The 19,298-nt window shown below is 40.9% G+C and carries 19 protein-coding genes; 12 read left to right on the top strand and 7 right to left on the bottom strand.

Annotated features, from left to right (window positions below):
- Nucleotides 1–95: 95 nt before the first annotated feature.
- Nucleotides 96–1,367, bottom strand: a complete 1,272-nt coding sequence (locus tag AC1DU2_RS08120) for a PBSX family phage terminase large subunit (protein ID WP_477383660.1) — start codon at nucleotides 1,365–1,367, stop codon at nucleotides 96–98.
- A 115-nt stretch (nucleotides 1,368–1,482) separates the two neighbouring features.
- Nucleotides 1,483–1,884 carry a hypothetical protein gene (locus tag AC1DU2_RS08115; protein ID WP_477383659.1) on the bottom strand — a complete coding sequence of 134 codons (402 nt, stop codon included), beginning with the start codon at nucleotides 1,882–1,884 and terminating at the stop codon, nucleotides 1,483–1,485.
- A 425-nt stretch (nucleotides 1,885–2,309) separates the two neighbouring features.
- Here AC1DU2_RS08115 and AC1DU2_RS08110 point away from each other — a divergent pair, with 425 nt between their 5' ends.
- The 8 genes from AC1DU2_RS08110 (at nucleotide 2,310) to AC1DU2_RS08075 (ending at nucleotide 14,204) form a co-directional block, all read left to right on the top strand.
- Nucleotides 2,310–2,813, top strand: coding sequence for an antitoxin Xre/MbcA/ParS toxin-binding domain-containing protein (locus AC1DU2_RS08110; protein WP_477383658.1), 504 nt, complete (start codon nucleotides 2,310–2,312; stop codon nucleotides 2,811–2,813).
- 135 nt (nucleotides 2,814–2,948) lie between these two features.
- A complete protein-coding gene (locus AC1DU2_RS08105; protein ID WP_477383657.1) occupies nucleotides 2,949–3,413 on the top strand; it encodes an RES family NAD+ phosphorylase in 465 nt (154 codons plus the stop codon).
- A 103-nt stretch (nucleotides 3,414–3,516) separates the two neighbouring features.
- Entirely contained in the window at nucleotides 3,517–4,725 is a 1,209-nt protein-coding gene (locus AC1DU2_RS08100) for an AAA family ATPase (protein WP_477383656.1), read from the top strand.
- A 1-nt stretch (nucleotide 4,726) separates the two neighbouring features.
- On the top strand, nucleotides 4,727–5,290 hold the full coding sequence (locus AC1DU2_RS08095; protein WP_477383655.1) for a DUF4276 family protein: 564 nt from the start codon (nucleotides 4,727–4,729) through the stop codon (nucleotides 5,288–5,290).
- Nucleotides 5,291–5,363: 73 nt separating this feature from the next.
- Nucleotides 5,364–6,617, top strand: a complete 1,254-nt coding sequence (locus tag AC1DU2_RS08090) for a BamA/TamA family outer membrane protein (protein ID WP_477383654.1) — start codon at nucleotides 5,364–5,366, stop codon at nucleotides 6,615–6,617.
- A gap of 228 nt (nucleotides 6,618–6,845) precedes the next feature.
- Nucleotides 6,846–7,439 carry a hypothetical protein gene (locus tag AC1DU2_RS08085; RefSeq protein ID WP_477383653.1) on the top strand — a complete coding sequence of 198 codons (594 nt, stop codon included), beginning with the start codon at nucleotides 6,846–6,848 and terminating at the stop codon, nucleotides 7,437–7,439.
- 155 nt (nucleotides 7,440–7,594) lie between these two features.
- Nucleotides 7,595–7,897 carry an RNA recognition motif domain-containing protein gene (locus tag AC1DU2_RS08080; protein ID WP_090651108.1) on the top strand — a complete coding sequence of 101 codons (303 nt, stop codon included), beginning with the start codon at nucleotides 7,595–7,597 and terminating at the stop codon, nucleotides 7,895–7,897.
- A gap of 265 nt (nucleotides 7,898–8,162) precedes the next feature.
- Nucleotides 8,163–14,204 carry an NHL domain-containing protein gene (locus AC1DU2_RS08075; protein WP_477383652.1) on the top strand — a complete coding sequence of 2,014 codons (6,042 nt, stop codon included), beginning with the start codon at nucleotides 8,163–8,165 and terminating at the stop codon, nucleotides 14,202–14,204.
- Nucleotides 14,205–14,271: 67 nt separating this feature from the next.
- Here AC1DU2_RS08075 and AC1DU2_RS08070 read toward each other — a convergent pair whose 3' ends face one another.
- A complete protein-coding gene (locus AC1DU2_RS08070) occupies nucleotides 14,272–14,628 on the bottom strand; it encodes a hypothetical protein (protein ID WP_477362868.1) in 357 nt (118 codons plus the stop codon).
- Nucleotides 14,629–14,881: 253 nt separating this feature from the next.
- The gene (locus tag AC1DU2_RS08065) at nucleotides 14,882–15,385 is read right to left on the bottom strand and encodes a GNAT family N-acetyltransferase (RefSeq protein ID WP_477383651.1); all 504 of its coding nucleotides are present in this window, start codon (nucleotides 15,383–15,385) and stop codon (nucleotides 14,882–14,884) included.
- A 470-nt stretch (nucleotides 15,386–15,855) separates the two neighbouring features.
- Between AC1DU2_RS08065 and AC1DU2_RS08060 the strand changes: the two genes are divergently transcribed.
- Nucleotides 15,856–16,152, top strand: a complete 297-nt coding sequence (locus tag AC1DU2_RS08060; protein ID WP_477383650.1) for a hypothetical protein — start codon at nucleotides 15,856–15,858, stop codon at nucleotides 16,150–16,152.
- Between the two features lie 60 nt (nucleotides 16,153–16,212).
- Here the strand turns inward: AC1DU2_RS08060 and AC1DU2_RS08055 are convergent, their stop codons facing one another.
- Nucleotides 16,213–16,914, bottom strand: a complete 702-nt coding sequence (locus tag AC1DU2_RS08055; protein WP_477383649.1) for a S24 family peptidase — start codon at nucleotides 16,912–16,914, stop codon at nucleotides 16,213–16,215.
- Between the two features lie 194 nt (nucleotides 16,915–17,108).
- On the opposite strand from AC1DU2_RS08055, the gene AC1DU2_RS08050 reads away from it, so the two are divergent.
- Together AC1DU2_RS08050 and AC1DU2_RS08045 are read left to right on the top strand one after the other, a co-directional pair.
- A complete protein-coding gene (locus AC1DU2_RS08050; RefSeq protein WP_477383648.1) occupies nucleotides 17,109–17,306 on the top strand; it encodes a hypothetical protein in 198 nt (65 codons plus the stop codon).
- Nucleotides 17,307–17,463: 157 nt separating this feature from the next.
- The gene (locus AC1DU2_RS08045; RefSeq protein WP_477383647.1) at nucleotides 17,464–17,874 is read left to right on the top strand and encodes a hypothetical protein; all 411 of its coding nucleotides are present in this window, start codon (nucleotides 17,464–17,466) and stop codon (nucleotides 17,872–17,874) included.
- Between the two features lie 211 nt (nucleotides 17,875–18,085).
- Here AC1DU2_RS08045 and AC1DU2_RS08040 read toward each other — a convergent pair whose 3' ends face one another.
- Nucleotides 18,086–18,424 (bottom strand): hypothetical protein, encoded by a 339-nt coding sequence (locus tag AC1DU2_RS08040; RefSeq protein WP_090651100.1) that lies wholly within the window; start codon nucleotides 18,422–18,424, stop codon nucleotides 18,086–18,088.
- 260 nt (nucleotides 18,425–18,684) lie between these two features.
- On the opposite strand from AC1DU2_RS08040, the gene AC1DU2_RS08035 reads away from it, so the two are divergent.
- Nucleotides 18,685–18,996 (top strand): hypothetical protein, encoded by a 312-nt coding sequence (locus tag AC1DU2_RS08035; RefSeq protein WP_477383646.1) that lies wholly within the window; start codon nucleotides 18,685–18,687, stop codon nucleotides 18,994–18,996.
- Between the two features lie 90 nt (nucleotides 18,997–19,086).
- Here AC1DU2_RS08035 and AC1DU2_RS08030 read toward each other — a convergent pair.
- Nucleotides 19,087–19,298 (bottom strand): hypothetical protein (locus tag AC1DU2_RS08030; RefSeq protein WP_477383645.1); only part of this gene is annotated, 212 nt, incomplete at its 5' end.

Below are 19,298 nucleotides of genomic sequence, written 5' to 3'. Positions count from 1 at the left end.
CAGCCCCCTGAAGGGGGAGTTTTTGATTGGTTAATTTACAGGGATAGTGTTATTGGTTAGCCCGACCCCACTGAAGGACGAGTTTTAATGGTTAATTAAAAACGTGAGCCGATTAGTTCATCGAACATGCTGCGGTCATTTGATTTTGGATTATATGGCAGCCGCGATCTTAATTTTCTGTCACGGTTGTTTATTGTCAGTTTATTTAAAGCCACATACCTTAGCGCATCTATCAAGTGGTTGTAGGAATCTACAGCTTCATTGATAGTTTTGCCGCTACGGTCGATACGCCATTTATAACGGTCGAGCTCTTTGCGCAGGTTAACGCTGGCGCGGGTTACATTTATTTTATACCGTTTGAGTATATCAATAGAATTATTAATACTGTCGGCGCCTTTTTTTGCCGCGGTAATGTACCAGCCCATGCGTTTAAATTCTTCTATCGATTTTGGCTCGGCGCTATCGGCAATAATCTCGGTTTTAATGCTCACGCCTTCGGCTTTTAGCCTGGTGGCTATATCGGTATTGGTGAGCCCGGTTTGGTATATCAATTCGTGTATCCATAGCTCGCCATTTTGCTGGTATACCTGCAGACAGGCGGTTGGGTCGTTGGTGAAGCCAAAATCCAGGCCGGTGGCAATTAGCCTGGCTTCGGGCGGAATTTGCTCGCAAACATACCAGTTGGGGAATATTAGGCCGGATATTTTACCGGTGAGGCCCCGGGCGTACACTTTCCATAATTCGATATCCTCGGTTTTTAACGATTCTATTTTTGTCCGGATGGCGTCATCCAAAAAGGGGTTATGCCGGTGATCGGATATAATGGTTTGTACTCCCGGCCTGCCTATTACCTGCTCATGTACCCAAAAGGTGCTGTTGGGGTTATAATCTATATAAATGCGCTTACGGGTGCGCAAGGCCAGCTCGGCATAAACCGCATAGCTTATGCCATTGGCTTCATTTATAAACAGGTAATCGCGCTTGCCCGATTTGGCGTCCTGCGCATCGGCATAGCTTTTAAATTCGATTAAAGTACCGTTATGGAACTCAAATATCCGGTCGCTTTTATTATAGCTTTTTACCGCTGTTTGTAACACGGCCGAACTATTGTAAATGCTTAAGGCATCGCGCAGTACACCTGCCTTTAAGTTGGGAATATCCTGGCCTACTATGGTTATAACCTGTTTGGGTGCCTGGCACGCTATGCAAAACAATACCTGACCGATGGCGTAGGTTTTGCCCGAACTTGTGCCGCCCTGGTTTACCACAACATGGGCGTCGGTATTGTAATTTTGCCCAAACAGGACGGATACTTCAAACTTTGGATCATTAGTTAATTGGTCATTTGCTTTACTGTCATTGGTCATTTTGCTTCGCTGTCATTAGTCATTGGTCATTTCGCTGCGCTGTCATTGGGTATTGGAGGGAGGGCAATTAATTTTCAAATCTTCAAATTCTCAAATTTTCAAATTCGAAAGATTCTCAAATCAAAATATTCACTTCCCTTTCGGTTGCAGCGGGTTTGGGGCCAGTGTTTGTTATTTCAACTTTGAGGGTTTTGTGTGATTCTGCTAATAGTTTGGTTGGTTCCGGTTTGTCAGTCCACCCCATATTTTTTAAGGCGAATATGGCACCAGTTGGTTTTTCGAACAAAAGTTGTTCGTAGGCTGCCTCTATTCTAAAACGGGCATATCGGAGTGGCTTTCGGTGGCTTCGTTTTTTTTCATGATCTTCAAAATCAGCAATGTTTTTAAAGTTCAGAAACAACGCCAGGCCGCGAATTGTGGGTATCTCCGGTTCGCGGATCCATTTTTTTTTCAATCCGGTTGTTGATGTATCCGGCGAGGGTTCACCTTTAACATATTCAAAATAATCATTCACCATCTGCATCCTCCGGGGTGCACGGGCATATTTAAAAGAAGTTTCCATGTTTTATGTTTTAAATGCCGATTGGCATAAAGTAGAATCAAATGTAAGAATTATTTTTTAATTGTGCTAATTTTTTTGGTAAAATAATTCGTTCATTGGTTCACTTGTTCATTGGTCGTGTCTGATTGGATTACCAGGCAGGAGCATTCAGCAAAAAAATAATCGCGCACCGTGTCCGCTATGCCCGCGTTCCAATGAACCAATGAACCAATGAACCAATGAACCAATGAACCAATGAACCAATGAACCAATGAACCAATGAACCAATGAACCAATGAACCAATGAACCAATGAACCAATGAACCAATGAACCAATGAACCAATGAACCAAAAATAACTAAATTATTTTCTTTTTAAAAAGAAAATAATTACATTTGTTTATGAAGTCAGTAAAAGGACAGAACACCACAACAAAGGTTGAGCAGGTACCTTCAAAGCCATATGTAATTCCTGAACATGATGCATCAGCATTTATGTTGCACGATTTTTTTGTGCCTTACGAAACTTATTTTAAATCGCCATTGGCCAAGCTTGGCGCTATAAAGCAGGGTTTGCAATCTGCCGCCATTACCGATTTAATTCGTGTTACCGGGGCTACGCAAATTGATGTTGCTAAATGGCTTGATATTACCGAGCCAACCCTGCGTAAACACATCCAGGGTTCAAGGGATTTAAACCAGGGCCTAAGCGAGCACATTATCCAGCTTTTTGAGCTCTTTAATAAAGGCCTTGATACCTTTGGTACACTTGATGAGTTTAAAAGCTGGTTAAAACATTATAACCCAGGTATTGATGCTGTTCCGTTTGATCTGCTCGATACCATCACCGGCATAAACATCGTAATAACCCAGCTCATTCGTATTGATTACGGGGTACTTGCTTAATTAATTATTGAATTATCGATTTATTGAATTATTGATTGTGCATGGTTGCCTCAAATTTAGATAATCCGACTAAATCAATAATTCAGCAATTCAGTAATTCAATAAATCAATAATTCAGTAATTCAATAATTAAACTTGCTCACCTACCGCATAAGCCAAACCAAATATGCCCATGACCGTAAAGGCTCGGGGATCGACGGGAGATGGAACTCGTTGGGGCAGTATGTAATTTACACCGGCGGTTCGCTTGCGCTTTCCTGTTTGGAGAAACTTGCCCACTCGGTTGGTACGTCGTTACAAAGCGGCAATTTTTCGGTAATCATTATAGAGGTTCCGGATAAGTTGGCTATCACCGAAATTACGATCAGGCAACTTACCAAACTCAACCAACACTGGGCTAAGGTGATCAATTATCCCCTTACGCAACAGTTAGGCGATGAGTGGCTGCATAAAATGGAAACCGCAATATTAAAAGTACCATCGGCAATTATCGACCTGGAATATAACTACCTGCTTAACCCGGCCCATCCGGATTTCGAAAAAATAAAAATTCGCAGCGTGAGCAAATTTACTTTCGACCCGAGGTTAAAGGCGCAATAGGCAGTTAAGGTAATTCTATCATAAATTTGCCGCTTGGTTGTTTAAAAATGACAATGACCATTTATATTGTATTTTTGTTGATAAGGGTAAACTAATTAAGTAAATGAACAGGATATATTTAGCAGAAGCTAAACTACAGGGTTACCGGACAATAAAAAATCTGGATGTTAAGTTAAATCCAGGCTTAAATATCATTATTGGTAAAAATGGCAGCGGTAAAACCAATTTTATAACATTTTTAAATAACGTTTTAACTTATAATCATAAGAATCTAATTAACAGTAAAACAGAATTGACTTTCGCCGGAAAGGATAAATTTGAAATATCATCCGATAAAACTATCGACTTAAATATAAGCGACGCTGCCGATTTTAAAGAGTTTCTTGCCAATGATAACGGAAAGTTTATTTTTGGATATAACGGAAAACTTAAACGTTACAACTCTTCTAATTCACTTCAAAAGGAAATCATAGAAAAGAAACTATACTGCTTTCCTATTTTATTACCTCATGGTTTGCGAAGTCCTGAGAATAATTTAATTATTGCATCTCCACTGTCGCTTACAGTAGGGGGGGCTTTGGTAGATGAAAGTTTGATGCTATGGTCAAATGAAGAAAATTCTTATTTTCTAAAGACAATAGGCTTCGATCTCTTCATGGAATTATCATCAGTTAGAGATAAACTAAAAAACAATTATTCTTTGGTAATTGAGGATACTTCAAAAACTATCTCAAATTATTTTGAATGGCAATGTGGACTTTTTAATGAGACTATTGGTAGTTATTTGCCAATTCAAAAAATCAGGCTTAGTCCATCTTTTAATATCTACCATGATGAAAGCAATAAACAATTAAGGATTGAAAATATCTTATTAGAATATTTAATCAATGGCGACTGGCTTCCTTTTTCGAGCCTCTCTGACGGGACAAAAAGAATGTTTTCTCTTTTTGCTGATATATACGTCAGGGAAAGTTCAGGAATATTTGCCGAAATAGCATCGCTTATTGCTAAGAACAAAATAATTTTACTTGAAGAACCCGAATTAGGCATTCACCCGCACCAGTTAGAGCAATTTATGAACTTTTTAAAGGTTGCTTCAGAGGATGCCCAGATAATTATAACAACCCACTCGCCCCAGGCATTGGATGTTTTAACTAAAGATACCCTAAGCTCCCTTTTTATATGTAGCCATGACCCCGAGAATGGAACAACCATATCAAACTTAAACGCTAATCAAACCGAAAAAGCAAAAGCTTATATGGATGAAATGTATTTAAGTGATTATTGGCGCTACTCGGATTTAGAAAAATAGTATGAAGATTGGGTTAGTGGGCGAAGCCCCGCACGATACAAATTGTATAAGTGTATTATTGAACCAGATTTATAACGATGTGCTGTTTTTTCCGTTGATTAACCACATTCGCGGATCGCAGCTTGATCAGCTTCAACCAACCAAAAGGTTATTGCGACTTGAGTATCAGTATGAAAAGCCTGATCTGGTAATTTTTATTCGGGACTTAGATGGCTTAATTAATGAACAAGAAAAAATAAGATTGAGAAAAGAATACTTTGCCGAATACAGGCGGGTAGTAGATGGTAAAGCTATTTTCCTGTTAAACATTTATGAACTGGAGGCGCTGATATTTTCGGATATAGATAAATTCAACCATCTATATAAATGCAATATTCCGCAACACCACGATCCTTCTTCGATACCCGATCCCAAGGGCGAACTTAAGTTGAAAAGCAAAGGAAGGTATTCGGAAACCCATAATTTAAGAATCTTTGAAACTTTGGATATTCAAACAGTTGCTGCAAATTGTTCGTATTTTAATCAATTCTTAAATAATCTTCAAAACCATTTGGATATTAATTGAGAACTGGCAAGCCGAAAGGTTGAGTAATTATGCTATACTTGCAATTTTACCGAACTTTAAAATGCCAATAATAATGCCTGGCAAAAAAATATTCACTTTTAGCTTTGCACCCTTTGTCCTGTTGTTCTGTTGCACGGTATTACACGCGCAGGATAAAAAGTATATACCACTTGGCCACTCCAAACTTAAGGATACTATTGTTGCCGCCCCCGCCGATACCGCCAATGAAAAGGACATTATTGATGTTATAAGCTCGGTTTTTGTTAAGGCTGATAAAAATGCAAAAGTCGATTCTATCGGCACAAAACCGGTTATTTCCATTTTACCTGCTTTTGGGTACACTTTGCAAACATCACTGGCGGCTACCATATCCGGTAATATCGCTTTCCGCACGGCTTTAAAAGCCCGTATATCTACAATAACTGTAAATCCGGCCTATACCGAAAAAAAACAAATTATCATCCCGCTGCTGGCCAGCATCTGGACAAGGGACAATCAATTTAATATCATCAGCGATTTGAGGTATTTTAAATATCCGCAAAGTACCTTTGGCCTCGGCAGTCACTCTAATATGGCTAATGAAAACCCGCTCGATTACTCTTTTTTCAGGATTAATGAAACGGTGTTACGAAATGTTGGCGGGAACTTTTTTGCCGGCCTGGGCTATATTTTTGACGACCGCTGGAATATGCAGGAAAAAGGGCAGATAAACGGAGGAGTGTCCGATTATGAAAAATACGGCCCCATAAAACGTGCTATATCAACCGGCCTGACTGTTAATGCATTGTTTGATAGCCGCGATAACTCTATAAACCCGGCACGTGGTTTTTATACAGCAATAACTTACCGGGATAACTTTACATTTTTAGGCAGCACAACGCCCTGGCGTTCGCTTATTATTGATATCAGGAAGTACTATCATTTGCCAGGCAACTCAGATAACGTTTTTGCCATATGGTCATACAACTGGCTTATACTTAACGGGCGCCCTGCTTACCTTGATTTGCCTTCAACCGCAAATGATCAAAACTTCACAACCGGCCGGGGCTATATCCAGGGGCGCTTTCGCGGTGCCCAGATGATGTATCTTGAGGGCGAGTACCGCTTTAAAATTACCCGCAATGGTTTGTTGGGCGGGGTAATGTTTGTAAATGGCCAGTCGTTTTCGGCAGCACCGGGCAGTGGTTTGCAGGCTATACAGCCGGGCTACGGGCCGGGCCTGCGTATTAAGCTTAATAAAGTATCAAAAACAAACATCGCCATTGACTATGGCTTTGGCCGGCAGGGCTCCAGGGGATTGTTCATCAACGTGGGCGAAGTTTTTTAGGCTGGTAACAGGTATCCGGATACGGCGTGCATGCCCTCTTTCGGGAGCCTTGTTAATTAATTATATTTTTGACTAACAGGTGATATTTTTAATAATATCCTGAACAATAATATGGTAACGTTGTTTATTTATCATAAGGGCGTTAAAAAAAGTTAAATATTTACTGAATTAATTTGTATTGATAAAATTTTAGAATTTTTATTGTTAGCTTTAACCATCAATTAGCCTATGGACGGTATCCGGTTTACTAAATGGTTTGCGATATATGCCTTGCTCATTTCGGTGGTGGTTTCATCCTGCCAGAAAGATGAGAATGTTAAGGACATGGAGACCACTAAGCCGGCAACTGCAGCTGATAGTACTGCCTTAGGTATTATTAATACTCCCGGTAACTTTTTAGCAGGCAAAGGGGTGTTAAAAATAACTATCGAAGATTCTACCTATAGTTTTGATGCTGCCACAGATTCAATAGCCTTCATTAACGTACATAATGGCGACAACAAGTATTTTGGCATTACGGCCATCAACAAGGCTCATACCATGAGTTTTGGTATAAGCTCGGAAGGTCTTGCCTCGGCCAGTGTTAACAGCAAAGTTGCCGGCAGCCAGTTTTTATTTACAGTTGACGAGAAAAAGCCACTGTTGCAATACACACTGACCAAATTTGTTGGCAAGGATGACGCGGGCAAAATAACAATAGATAAATACAACAAAGATAATATGATAGCAAAAGGTACATTCTTTACCTTTTTAGCTAAAGACGATAAAGAAAACTCCCCATTTTATCGTGTAGAAGGTAGTTTTGAGCTCCAACTGAAATAATTATCATTCCGTTTAACAGCAGTTATTTATATTGTAAGCCAGTATTGTTTGCGTAATTTAAAGGTAAAAAAGCCGTTGCAACTAAGCTATTTACAAAGGCGACAGCTAAAATTCCCCTTATTTTTTGTACCTTTATGCAAATTTTAAAGACATTGATGAAAGTATTTATTGCAGGGCTTCCTTTAGAAGTAGATGAGGCCGAATTAACAGCAGTTTTTGGTGATTTTGGGCCGGTTAAGTCCCTCAGGATCATTAAAGATCGCGAAACAAAAGAGAGTAAGGGTTTTGGGTTTGTAGAGATGGTGAACGATAACGAAGCGAAGGAAGCGATAAGGTGTATGAATGGCGCAAGTTATTATGGACGCAGGATTACGGTTAACATAGCCGAAGATAAGGGTCCTGGTTTTAACGGTGGTGGCAACACTGGCGGTGGTAAAGGCGGTTTCAGACGCAACTAAGAGCTTTAAAATTTATTCTTTTTTAAAATATAAGCCGGGCAGTGCCCGGCTTTTTTATTGGCTTATTTCCTGCTTTTCTTCAATTTTAAATGATTACGCTGGTTATTAGTATTTCCGAAATAAATGCATAATTTAGTGTATAGTTATAGGGTGTTATAATGCCTATAATTAACGATTGATATGCCCAAACCTGCGTCTGTTTTTTCTCCAATTTCTGAGGTAAATAAAACGTGCATTGGTTGGTTTCGTAATTTAACCTAAGCAAGTGCGCACATCTATAAAAATCGGGGTATCCTTTCTGCTTTGGCTGGCGGCTTTAACTGTTTTTGGGCAAGCGCCGGTAATTACCTATACAACACCAAATGTTTATAAAGTTGGCACAGGCATACCTGCTTTAACTCCAGCTAATTCTGGCGGCGCGGTGCCAGCGACGGTTTACGGCCAGACAGATGTGTTTGCGGGCACTGGTTTACACGGTACACAGAATGGTAATACAAACCAGGCGCAATTTACGGAGCCGTATGGGATGACGATTGACGCCGCGGGCAATATTTACCTGGCCGATGCCGATAACTACCGCATCCGAATGATAACACCGGCCGGCGTAGTATCAACACTTGCCCCGGATGGCATTCCGGGCGGGCCCAATTTTGCTTCACCAAAATTTAACCTGCCACATGGGGTGGTGAGGGATGCTGCGGGTAACCTGTTTGTAGCCAATTATAATAACCACAATATTTTGAAAATTGTGCCTGATGGCACAATTACCGTATTTGCAGGCGGCTTATTAATTGGTACGCCGTTGGATGGGCAAGGTACCGCTGCCAGTATTATTAACCCCAATGCAATAGCGATTGATGCCGCCGGTACCTTGTATGTATCTGATGGGAATAACCTTATCCGCAAAATTTCTCCCACTGGTTATGTGTATACATTTGTTGGTAGCGGGGCAGCAGCCACCGTTGATGGTAAATACAATACTGCAAGTTTTAACCAGCCGGCCGGTATGGTTGTTGATGCCGCAGGAAATATTTATGTAGCCGAGCAAAAAGGCAATGTGATTAGAAAAGTTACGCCATTTGGTGATGTAACTACCATAGCAGGCAGCGGGCAATTTGGAGCGAGTGATGGTACGGGCTCAGCAGCAAGTTTTGCTTCGCCTACCGGTATCACCATTGATAAATCTGGAAATTTATATGTAACCGATTGGGGTAACGGCAAAATAAGAAAAATCTCTCCGGATAATGTTGTTACCACTATAGCCGGGGGCGGGCCACAAGGGACAAATAGCGGGGTAGGCAGCCAGGTTTATTTTAATCTTCCGGCGGGTATTATTTTGGATAATGAGGGTAACTTACTGGTATCTGAACTCAATGGCAATATTATCAAAAAGGTTATTGCTACGGGCTATACTATTGATAAAGCGCTTCCGCCCGGTTTAGTATTTGATCCTAAAACAGGTATTATAACAGGAACGCCTACTGTGGTATGGCCATCTACCGATTATAAGGTTACAGCTTATAATGCAGGTGGCAGTAGCAGTTTTACATTAAACATCGAGGTTAAAACCCAAATTACGCCACCGGTACTTGTAGCCCCTCCTAAAATTAGTTACACAACCCCCAATGTTTATACCGTAAATAAAGTTATACCGGTATTGACTCCTAAGAACACAGGCGGGGCGGTTCCGGCTACCATTTATGGCAAGGTAAGCACTTTTGCCGGTAGTGGAGTACAAGGTAATACCGATGGCACAGGTACCGGTGCCACCATGTATTTTCCTTTTACTGTTGCCACCGATTTGCAAAACAATATTTATGTGGCAGATGAAGGTAACCATAATGTGCGCACAATAACACCTGCCGGCGTTGTAAAAACACTGGCAGGCAATGGTAATAGCTTTTCTGTTGATGGAAATGGCCTGGCTGCAAGCTTTGATGTCCCTTTGGGGATATCCACTACTGCAGATGGTAATATATTTCTTTCAGATGCAGCTTCAAATTTAATACGCCAAATAACCCAGGCAGGTGACGCTACCACGTATGCTGGTAGCGGTGCTCAGGGTTTTGATAATGGGCCGCGCCATACAGCTACTTTTAAAAATTCTGCAGGTACGGTCACCGATGCTGCGGGCAATTTATATATTGCTGATTTGGGCAATAATGTAATCAGGAAAATAGATGGGAATGGCAATGTAAGTACGTTTGCAGGTAGCGGAATTGCCGGTAATGTTAATGATTTGGGTTTGGCTGCCAGCTTTAATGCACCTAACGGACTTGCTATTGATGGTAATGGCAATATATATGTTGCCGACGAAAACAATAACCTTATACGTAAGATAACACCTGCGGGGCTGGTTTCAACGCTTGCCGGGAGTGGAGCTGCCGGGGCCCAAAATGGTACAGGTATAGCGGCTTCTTTTAACCTTCCAATATCTGTGACTGTTGATGCTGCAAATAATGTCTACGTTGCCGAACTTGGGAACAACCTGATACGTAAAATAACTCCGGGTGGTGTGGTGACCACTTTAGCCGGCAGCGGGCAAGGAGGAGCTATTGATGGTATTGGCAACCAGGCATCTTTTAACGGCAGTACAGGAGTGGCTGCAGATCACAACGGAAACCTGTATGTTGGCGATTTTGGTAACCATAAAGTGCGTAAGATACAGATTACCGGCTATACTATTGATAAATCCTTGCCCGCAGGTTTAGTTTTTGACCCCACAACAGGCACCATAACCGGAACGCCAACAGTTGTATGGCCGGCTACTGATTATGTGGTTACTGCTTACAATGCGGGCGGTAGCAGCAGTTTTACATTAAACATCGAGGTTAAAACCCCAATTACGCCGCCGGTACTTGTAGCCCCTCCAAAAATTAGTTATACAACCCCCAACGTTTATACTGTAAATAAACTTATACCGGTATTGACCCCTAAGAATACCGGCGGGTCGGTGCCTGCAACCATTTATGGCCAGGTAACTACTTTTGCAGGTGGTGGCAAAGGCGACTATTTTAACAGCCCAACGAGGCTTGCCCAGGATGCGTCCGGGAATTTATACCTTGCTGATAGGGATAACAACGTGATAAAGAAAATTACACCCGATGGAGTTGTAACTGTATTTGCAAGTGGGTTCAATCAACCCAATGGAGTTACTGTTGATAGCAATGGAAATATATTTGTGGCTGATGCTGCCAGTAATCAAATTAAAAAGGTTACGCCAGATGGTACTGTTTCTGTGTTTGCAGGCAGTGGCTCGTCCGGAAGTAATAATGGTCCGGCCGGGGCGGCAAGTTTTTCTTACCCTTATTCGGTAGTTGCTGATAAAGATGATAACCTGTATGTGGCCGACTCACAAAACAATTTAATACGCAAGGTTACACCGGCCGGCGATGTTACGATCCTTGCAGGTAGCGGGGTTCCAACATTTGCAGATGGTGACGGTATCCTGGCTTCTTTTAATAGTCCTACTGCTGTAAATGTGGATGCCGATGGCAATGTATACGTAGCAGACCCGTATAATTACAGGGTAAGAAAAATAACCCCCGCGGGCGCTGTAGTCACTATTGCAGGTAGCGGCGGGGCCGGCTCAGATAACGGAGCGGCGTTGTCGGCAACTTTCAACGTTCCTGCCGGTGTCGCTGTTGACGCTGCCGGTAATATTTATGTGGCTGATATATCAAATAACCTGATCAGGAAAATGGATGCGCAGGGAATTGTTACAACGCTTGCGGGTAGCGGTGGTTCCGGGGCTGCCGACGGGGTGGGGGCTTTAGCAAATTTTAGTCGGCCGAATGACGTACAGGTAAATGCAAATGGCTTTTTATATGTAACGGATTACGGTAATAGCCTGGTACGAAAAGTGGTTGTTACCGGCTACACTATTGATAAAGTACTGCCGGATGGTTTAACGTTTGACCCTACAACAGGCATCATAACCGGCACGCCAACAGTAACCTGGCCTGCAACAGATTATGTGGTTACAGCTTATAACACCGGTGGCACCAGCAGTTTTATTGTAAATATTAAAGTAACAGAAGTGGGTGGCAACATTTCGGCTTCAGTGGTAAGCGGGAACATAAGTAATTGCGAAAATGGCGCTTCGTCCTCATATCAGCAATTTACGGCTTCAGGTACCTTTTTGTCTGATAATATTAAAGTTACAGCGCCAGTCAGTTTCCTTGTTTCGTTAAGCCCAACTACCGGCTACAATAATTCAATCTCGCTTGCGTTGAGCGGCGATAAAGTAAATCCAATAAAAATTTATATAAAATTGGATGATAACGCAGTTGCCGGTAATTATGCAGGTAATGTAGTTTTATTATCTGCCGGGGCTGCTAATATGTTAGTGCCGGTAAGTGGCGAGGTGCATAAATTGCCGGTAGTGGCTCCGGTATCTGATCAGCCTGGAATTTGCAGCGGCGCCACACTAACTATAAATTTCACCGGTACTGCAGATGCTTACAGCTGGACAAATAGCGACACCCGTATTGGGCTTGCTGCCGCAGGTACAGGCGATATATCCTTTAAGGCTCAAAATACCACAAGTGTACCTATAATAGCAACTATAACTATTACACCAAATTCAACATCGGGCTTGTGTCCTGGTAAACCTGTTACTTTTAAAATTACGGTTACACCGCCTGTTACGCCCGTTGTTGATATTAAGCAGATGAATGTTACTTGTCCGGGTCAGTTAGTAATATTTAATGCTGCGGCAGGCAATGCGGGCGTGAGTCCTGTGTATCAATGGCAGATTAACGGCTCAAATGTCGGTACCAATAATGCGATATTTAGCAGTAGCAGTTTGCAGGCCAATGATTTGGTTACATGTGCAGTTACCAACACCGGTAATTTTTGCGATGCGCCGGCTTTGTCAAATACCCTTAAAGTGTTTTACAGGCCCGATGATGCACCGCCAACGGTTAGTATAGATAAAGCGGGTGACGTTGGCGGATGTACAGGGACAGATTTTTCTTTCACAGCTATAGCGGTAAATGGAGGGATTAACCCAACCTATCAATGGTTGTTAAACGGTCTGCCGGTTCCCAATAATATTGGTAAAACCTACAATAGTAACACATTAGCCAACGGCGATAGGATAACTTGCGTAGTTATCAATAATGATGGTTGCAATCCAATTGCTTCACCTGTATCAGCACCGGTAAATATTGTTATTGCAGCATCTCAGCAGGTAAGCACTGTAGTTATTAATCCGTCGGTTAACATGCCGGTATGTGCAGCAAGTACACTTACTTTTACCCCAACGCCGGCAAACTATCAAACAGCCGCAGGGGTACCAACTTATGTATGGTATGTTAATGGGAGCATTGTTGGCAATAATGATACCTATACCACAAATAGCCTTATCGAAGGTGACCTTGTGTATTGCGTTATGACAACCTATGAAAGATGTTTTGCTCCGCACGAAACTAAATCAAACACTATTAAAGTAATAAACATACCGGCCCCGGCCCCGCCGTCGGTGAGCATTAGCCCTAACGGCGGAATTGCCTCGTGTGTGGGGCTTCAGCTTATATTTACAGCGACCAGTCAGGGCGCTGGCAATAACCCTACTTATCGATGGATGGTGAACGGGCAGCAGATTAATAATCCGGGGAATGTTTTTACCACGAGTACACTGGCGGTTGGCGATAAAGTAACCTGTATAGTAATTAATAACGATGGATGCACACCAGTTTCTTCGCCGGTATCTGAAACTGCCGATATTATTACAACGCCGGTTCAGGTAAGCACTGTAACTATTTCGGCTTCTGTAACGATGCCGGTATGCGCTGGAAAAGAAATAACCTTTACACCTACACCCTCAAATTATCAAACATCAGGAGGCGCGCCAACTTACGTTTGGTATGTTAACGGCGTGCTTGTAAGTGATAAAGATACTTATACTACCAAAACCTTAGCCGATGGCGACCAGGTATATTGCGTTATGACAACTTATGGCATGTGTGTTGCTCCCGCACCTGCACAATCAAATATCATCAATATAAGCCTTGCGCCAGAAAGTGGTTGTATAATACCGCCGATAGTTATACCCAATGCCTTTACGCCCAATGGCGATGGTCATAATGATACCTGGAACATACCGGCCCTGGCAAATTATCCGGGATGTATCGTAAGTGTATTTAACCGTTATGGAATTTCGGTATTCAGATCGGTAAATTATACAAAGCCATGGAACGGAAACTACAATAGCAGCGCGTTGCCGTCGGGAACCTATTACTACATTATTGATCCTAAAAACGGGTCCACAAAATTATCCGGATACGTGGTTGTTATTAGGTAACAGTAAAAAGTAAAATAAGCAATGCTATTCCCGCGCTAAGCAAGTTTCTGGTTAATAACGGCTAGTTTTAAAAAGCTTGTGATAGCTCAACGCCATCTGTATTGAATTTACTCAATAAGGTGTCGAGTTTGCTGTTTAATTCGTTTAAATGAATTTTACCCTCATTAAAGGCTTGTGTTAATTGCGCTATTTCAAGCTCAATTTCAGTTGAAGTCGTTGTTTTGCTTTCAATTTTTTCGCGCCTTAGTTGCTGCTTGTTTTCTAATGCGTTAATTTTATATTCGGCAGTTGTGAGCAGGTAAAGCTGTTGCACATCATCTGTGTAGATGTTGTTACTTACTTTGCTACTTTGTTGCTTGTTAAGCATAACTAAAATAATTGCGGCAACGATACCACTAATTAAAAGTGACATTACAGGATCCATCTTTATTCTTCTTCTCTTTCGTTTATAATTTAGTCTGCACAGGCTTGGAGTATTAGCTGTGGCATTGGCTGAAATAAATATATGGTTATTGTATATGAATGTTTAGTATGTGTTAATAAATCGGCAGAATGTTAATAACTATTGGGTAAATCGATGTTATTAAGTGGCTTATGAACTAAAAATGCGATATTTATTAGTGTTTGTAAGTCGCTTTTCTAAACAGGCAACAATTGCGGGCTATTTGCTTGACGCTCTAATCAAGTCGTTTTTCGTAACAATAAAATCGCAGGCCGGGCCTGAAATTCAGGCCAATCTCTCCGGCAAAAACATATCCCAATTTAGGGAACAGCTTTTGAGTGGCCTTATTGTGGGTGTTAGTATCAATCCTAAGTGTTTTTATACCACGCCGGGCGGCCTCAAGTTCGGCGTGGGTCAATAATGCCGCAGCGATGCCAAGGCCGCGATAGTTCGGGCTCACCGCTAGTCTGTGTGTAACAATAGCCAGCTCAGTAATGTCCCAGCCCACTTGTGCGTATTCGGCCTCCTGGTTGGTTGTTATGGCGGTAACCCCAGTAATAAGGCCGTCTATCTCTGCCACCCAAAGGTGGCCAGCAGCTATGTCATCAGTAAAAACGCCAGTGTTTGGATAAGTGCTATCCCATTGTAGGTTGCCGGAGGCAATCATTTCTGGTATAAGCCCCGCAATAATTTCCATTATAAGAGGGATATCATTTAAAGTAGCGAGCCTAATAAGCATAAGTTGAAATTATCGGTACAGATCAAAGGTGAAATTAAAATTAATCTGCTTATAGCTTACACTATATAAGAAATTTAAAGCTGGGAAATACTGGGCAGATAACTTCTTTTTGTTTACTTGGAAATTGCCCGTTGCCGGATTGGCAGATGTTTAGTTTGCAGCTGTGCTACAATAAGGCAAACTAAAAAAGCCAACATCCCGTAAAAAAGGATATTTTGCAAGGCACTGCCAACACTGAACTGTTGGGCTATAAATTGTGGTACCTGGCTTGCCATGTTGATTGTTATATCGGTAAACGAAATATTTATTAATTTGTTTTACAACTTATAAGAATATAATAACGGTGAAATTTATATTTTGGTATAGATACCGCTGCAATTTAAATTCGATACGGTGCAGGGGAGTCGGCCGTTTGTTTATACCTTTGCTGAGGTATATAGACAACGGATTATAAAGTTAAATAATAAATTATGATTCCCGAAGAGTTTTTGAAACATATAAAAAAGGAATCGGCTGATATTGAGGGTTTAACTAAACGAGATTACTTCGCTCATCTTAGTAAACTGTTTAAACTGATAGCTTATGATGGCAATCGTTTAAATAGAAAACACAATCTCATGATTACTCCTTACCTGCAATATTTGAGTAACACCGCCCGGAATGATTTCAGGGAAGGTCTGTCCCAGGCCGAAATTGACGAGCTGCTTGAAAATGTAAAAACCGACCTCGATTGTATAATATTCAGGATGAGTGGCCCGATTGCCTGAATGGAATAGCCTTACATCTAAAATCTACATATTTGAAATTTGCACATTAGCTTCTTTCGACTAATGATTGTGTTTTTTATGAATGTCCTTTACAAGACAAAGTTTTTTAATATCGGCAATGTTGATAGGGAAGGGGGCATACTTAAGACGGTTACCAATCATTTCAGTAGTGTTATCCGAGTGGGCTATTACTTCATCGGGGCTATCGCCGGCCAATAGCCTTTTATACATGCGGTAATCGCCCCATTCAATATAGTAAACCTCGCCCGGCAATATTTTCTTATCGTGAATAATTTTTAAGGCTACCCAGCAACCATTTTCCAGGTATGGATACATGGAGTGGCCCCAAACTGGCAAAGCAAAGTCACAATCCTCGATGCCCGGGAAGTTCATGCGCCCCACTGGTTGGGAGTCATTAATATCATTATACACTTCTACACCCGATGCGGTTGCAATAATTTCATACATCGGAATGCCTTCTTCTGCTTTATTTACTGTAATTTTTTCTTGATTAATTGCGGGTTTTTTATTGTTTATAAATTCTTTATATTTTTCTTTAAAAATTCTGAATTTTTCTGGATCGATATTCTGCCTGCTCTTTACAATTTCGGTAATGGAACTGGGCGAGTTAAAGCCTAATGCTTCTGCAAGTTGCGCATTGCCTGCAAATGCTTTTCCTTTTAATTGAGTATACAGAATAATAAACTCTAATGTTTCGGGGCGAATCGTTTTGATTTTATTTGGTTTTAATGCATCATCCATGGTGAAAAAATAATTACAGATTTTTCTTGATTGTGTTAAAGATAATTCTTTATATTTGTCCTGTTATCTATTGCTAATGTAAGTTAAATTAAATCAAAAACAAATTTAATTACATGAAATTTAAAGAAATACAATACAGAGGAATGTTTTAGCAATTAACAGCCGAAAATATAAATAATCAAAAATTTAAACATATGCATATTGCCTACTCAGCCTTAAATCAACCAAATGCAACGGCGGTGTTTTCACCGGAATTAAATATCGATAGTAATAACGATTTGCCCGAGCCGTTGCTGCGTTACCAGGCTTACCTGGCCGCCTGTCAAAAACTAAGTAAAGAAATTACCGCCATTCAAAAATACACCCCCGGCTGGATACCTGCTTTCCGGTGAGCAGTTTGCAGTTGCCGGTTTGCAGATGGCAGTTACTAGTAAGCAGTTTGCAGTATTCACTTAAGAACCGCAATAGTTTACACGATGCCAACCGGATGATGAGTAATGAACTAATAAACCATTGAACCAATAAACAAAACCAATAAACTAACGAAAAATGAAAATTACACAAAAATTAAAAGATCAACTATGGTGGATGATTATATCTGTTGATTACGATTATAGCCGTATAGCCGTTGCCGATCATGACCTTACCGATGATACCCTGATTTTATGGTTGGAGGACAAGCAGGATTTTAAAAACTCGCTGGATGAGTGTTTACAGTTGGATGTAAAAGCGCGGGATTTTGCGAAAGTAATTAAGGCAGAAAATTTTAATAGTTACGAGGGGAGCAAAATGCACCCCACAAAAAACTTTGTTTATAAAGCCCGCATAGAAATTAACAGCCCGCTTAAATGGTACCAGGAGGATGCGTCAGCCGTTGAGCAGCAATGGGCGCGCGAAGCAGCGTTAAAGGCTATACTTACCCAACTTGTAGAAACAGAAGCTGCCGGGACTTATGATTGAATTTATGCCAATTGACATGAATTGCATATACTTTACGCCTCATCAATCGGCTTTAATTTGGTGCTCTGTTAACCAGATGCCTAAGAATGAATTAAAATCAGCAGAATAAAAATTCAGTACGCTGATTTTAATTCATTTCTAATTCGCCTACAAAATCTTTATTTAAATACGTGATATGAGTTTCGGTGGCTTAATTTATTTATCCGGGTTACTATTTAACTTTTACCTGTTGCTGTTCTTTTTCCAGTTGCTCTATCAATTCCTCTACTTCGCTTAGTGCCTCTGCCGGCTGGCTGGCATAATTTAGCTTTCGGAAACGCCATTGGGCAAACGCAGGCTCCTGGAAACGGTTTATCAGTTTAAAAAACTTAGGAAAGTTGTGTACTTCTTCCAGTAACACGCCTGTAACAATGCCATTATTATCCAGTATCTCGCGAATGGTGTATTCCTTATCCCTGGTTATCCAAATCTCAAAATCGCGCCGTATTTCTTCGCTTTTTTCGGGATCTATCTTGTCATTAATGCAAATTACCTTATCTCCTGGTTTCATATAGTATAAGCGTATTAAAATGTTGTTTTGTTTGCGCTATATTAAGTAAATACAAAGTACCGCTTTTTAAAGCAGATAAAAAAAGAGCTCGCTAAAATACGGCTTTGTAAAACAATCAAATAATTCAAAAAAATGAGCATAAGGTGGGCTTTTAGTTAACCATCCGTTAAGGCGTTAAAAACTTTTATTAAATATTCGGCAACCAATAGTTTAAAATTAGCGTATTAAACAAGTAGTTAGTCACTATTAATTTTAATGTTATGGACGCTTTTTACTTTTTTGTAATCCTTGGAACAGCCGCTGTGTTTTTAATATTATATTTTGATAAGCAACAGCGTCGTAAGGTGAATCAAATATTACATCAAACCAACGATGTTGAGCCTTTATTGTTAATGCAAAGTCTTGGCCAAAAGCTGGATAGGTTAAATCGCGTTTTTAACAATACCACGGCACCCTCAAATGCCGAGCAACAATTTCAAAAGTTAACATCTGATTATAAATCGGGACGAATAAGTATCAGCACTTATAACAAGCACCTCAGCGAACTATTGCGCATGGTAGAGGTTCATTAGTAGTTCTTTAGTTCATTAGTCTCGTCTTTTCGTTCATTGGTTCACTCGTTCATTAGTTCATTGGTCTTGTCTGATGGCGTGCAGGTGATTTCAGGAAGCCAGGCTTAAAACGTTCTGCCCGCTATGCCCGCTATGCCCGCGTTCCAATGAACCAATGAACCAATGAACCAATGAACCAATGAACCAATGAACCAATGAACCAATGAACCAATGAACCAATGAACCAATGAACCAATGAACCAATGAACCAATGAACCAATGAACCAATGAACCAATGAACCAATGAACCAATGAACCAATGA

Source organism: Mucilaginibacter sp. P4_C11 (assembly GCF_056402115.1).
Note: the sequence above shows the minus strand (reverse complement) of the source record. Positions and strands in the feature narration are given on the sequence as shown.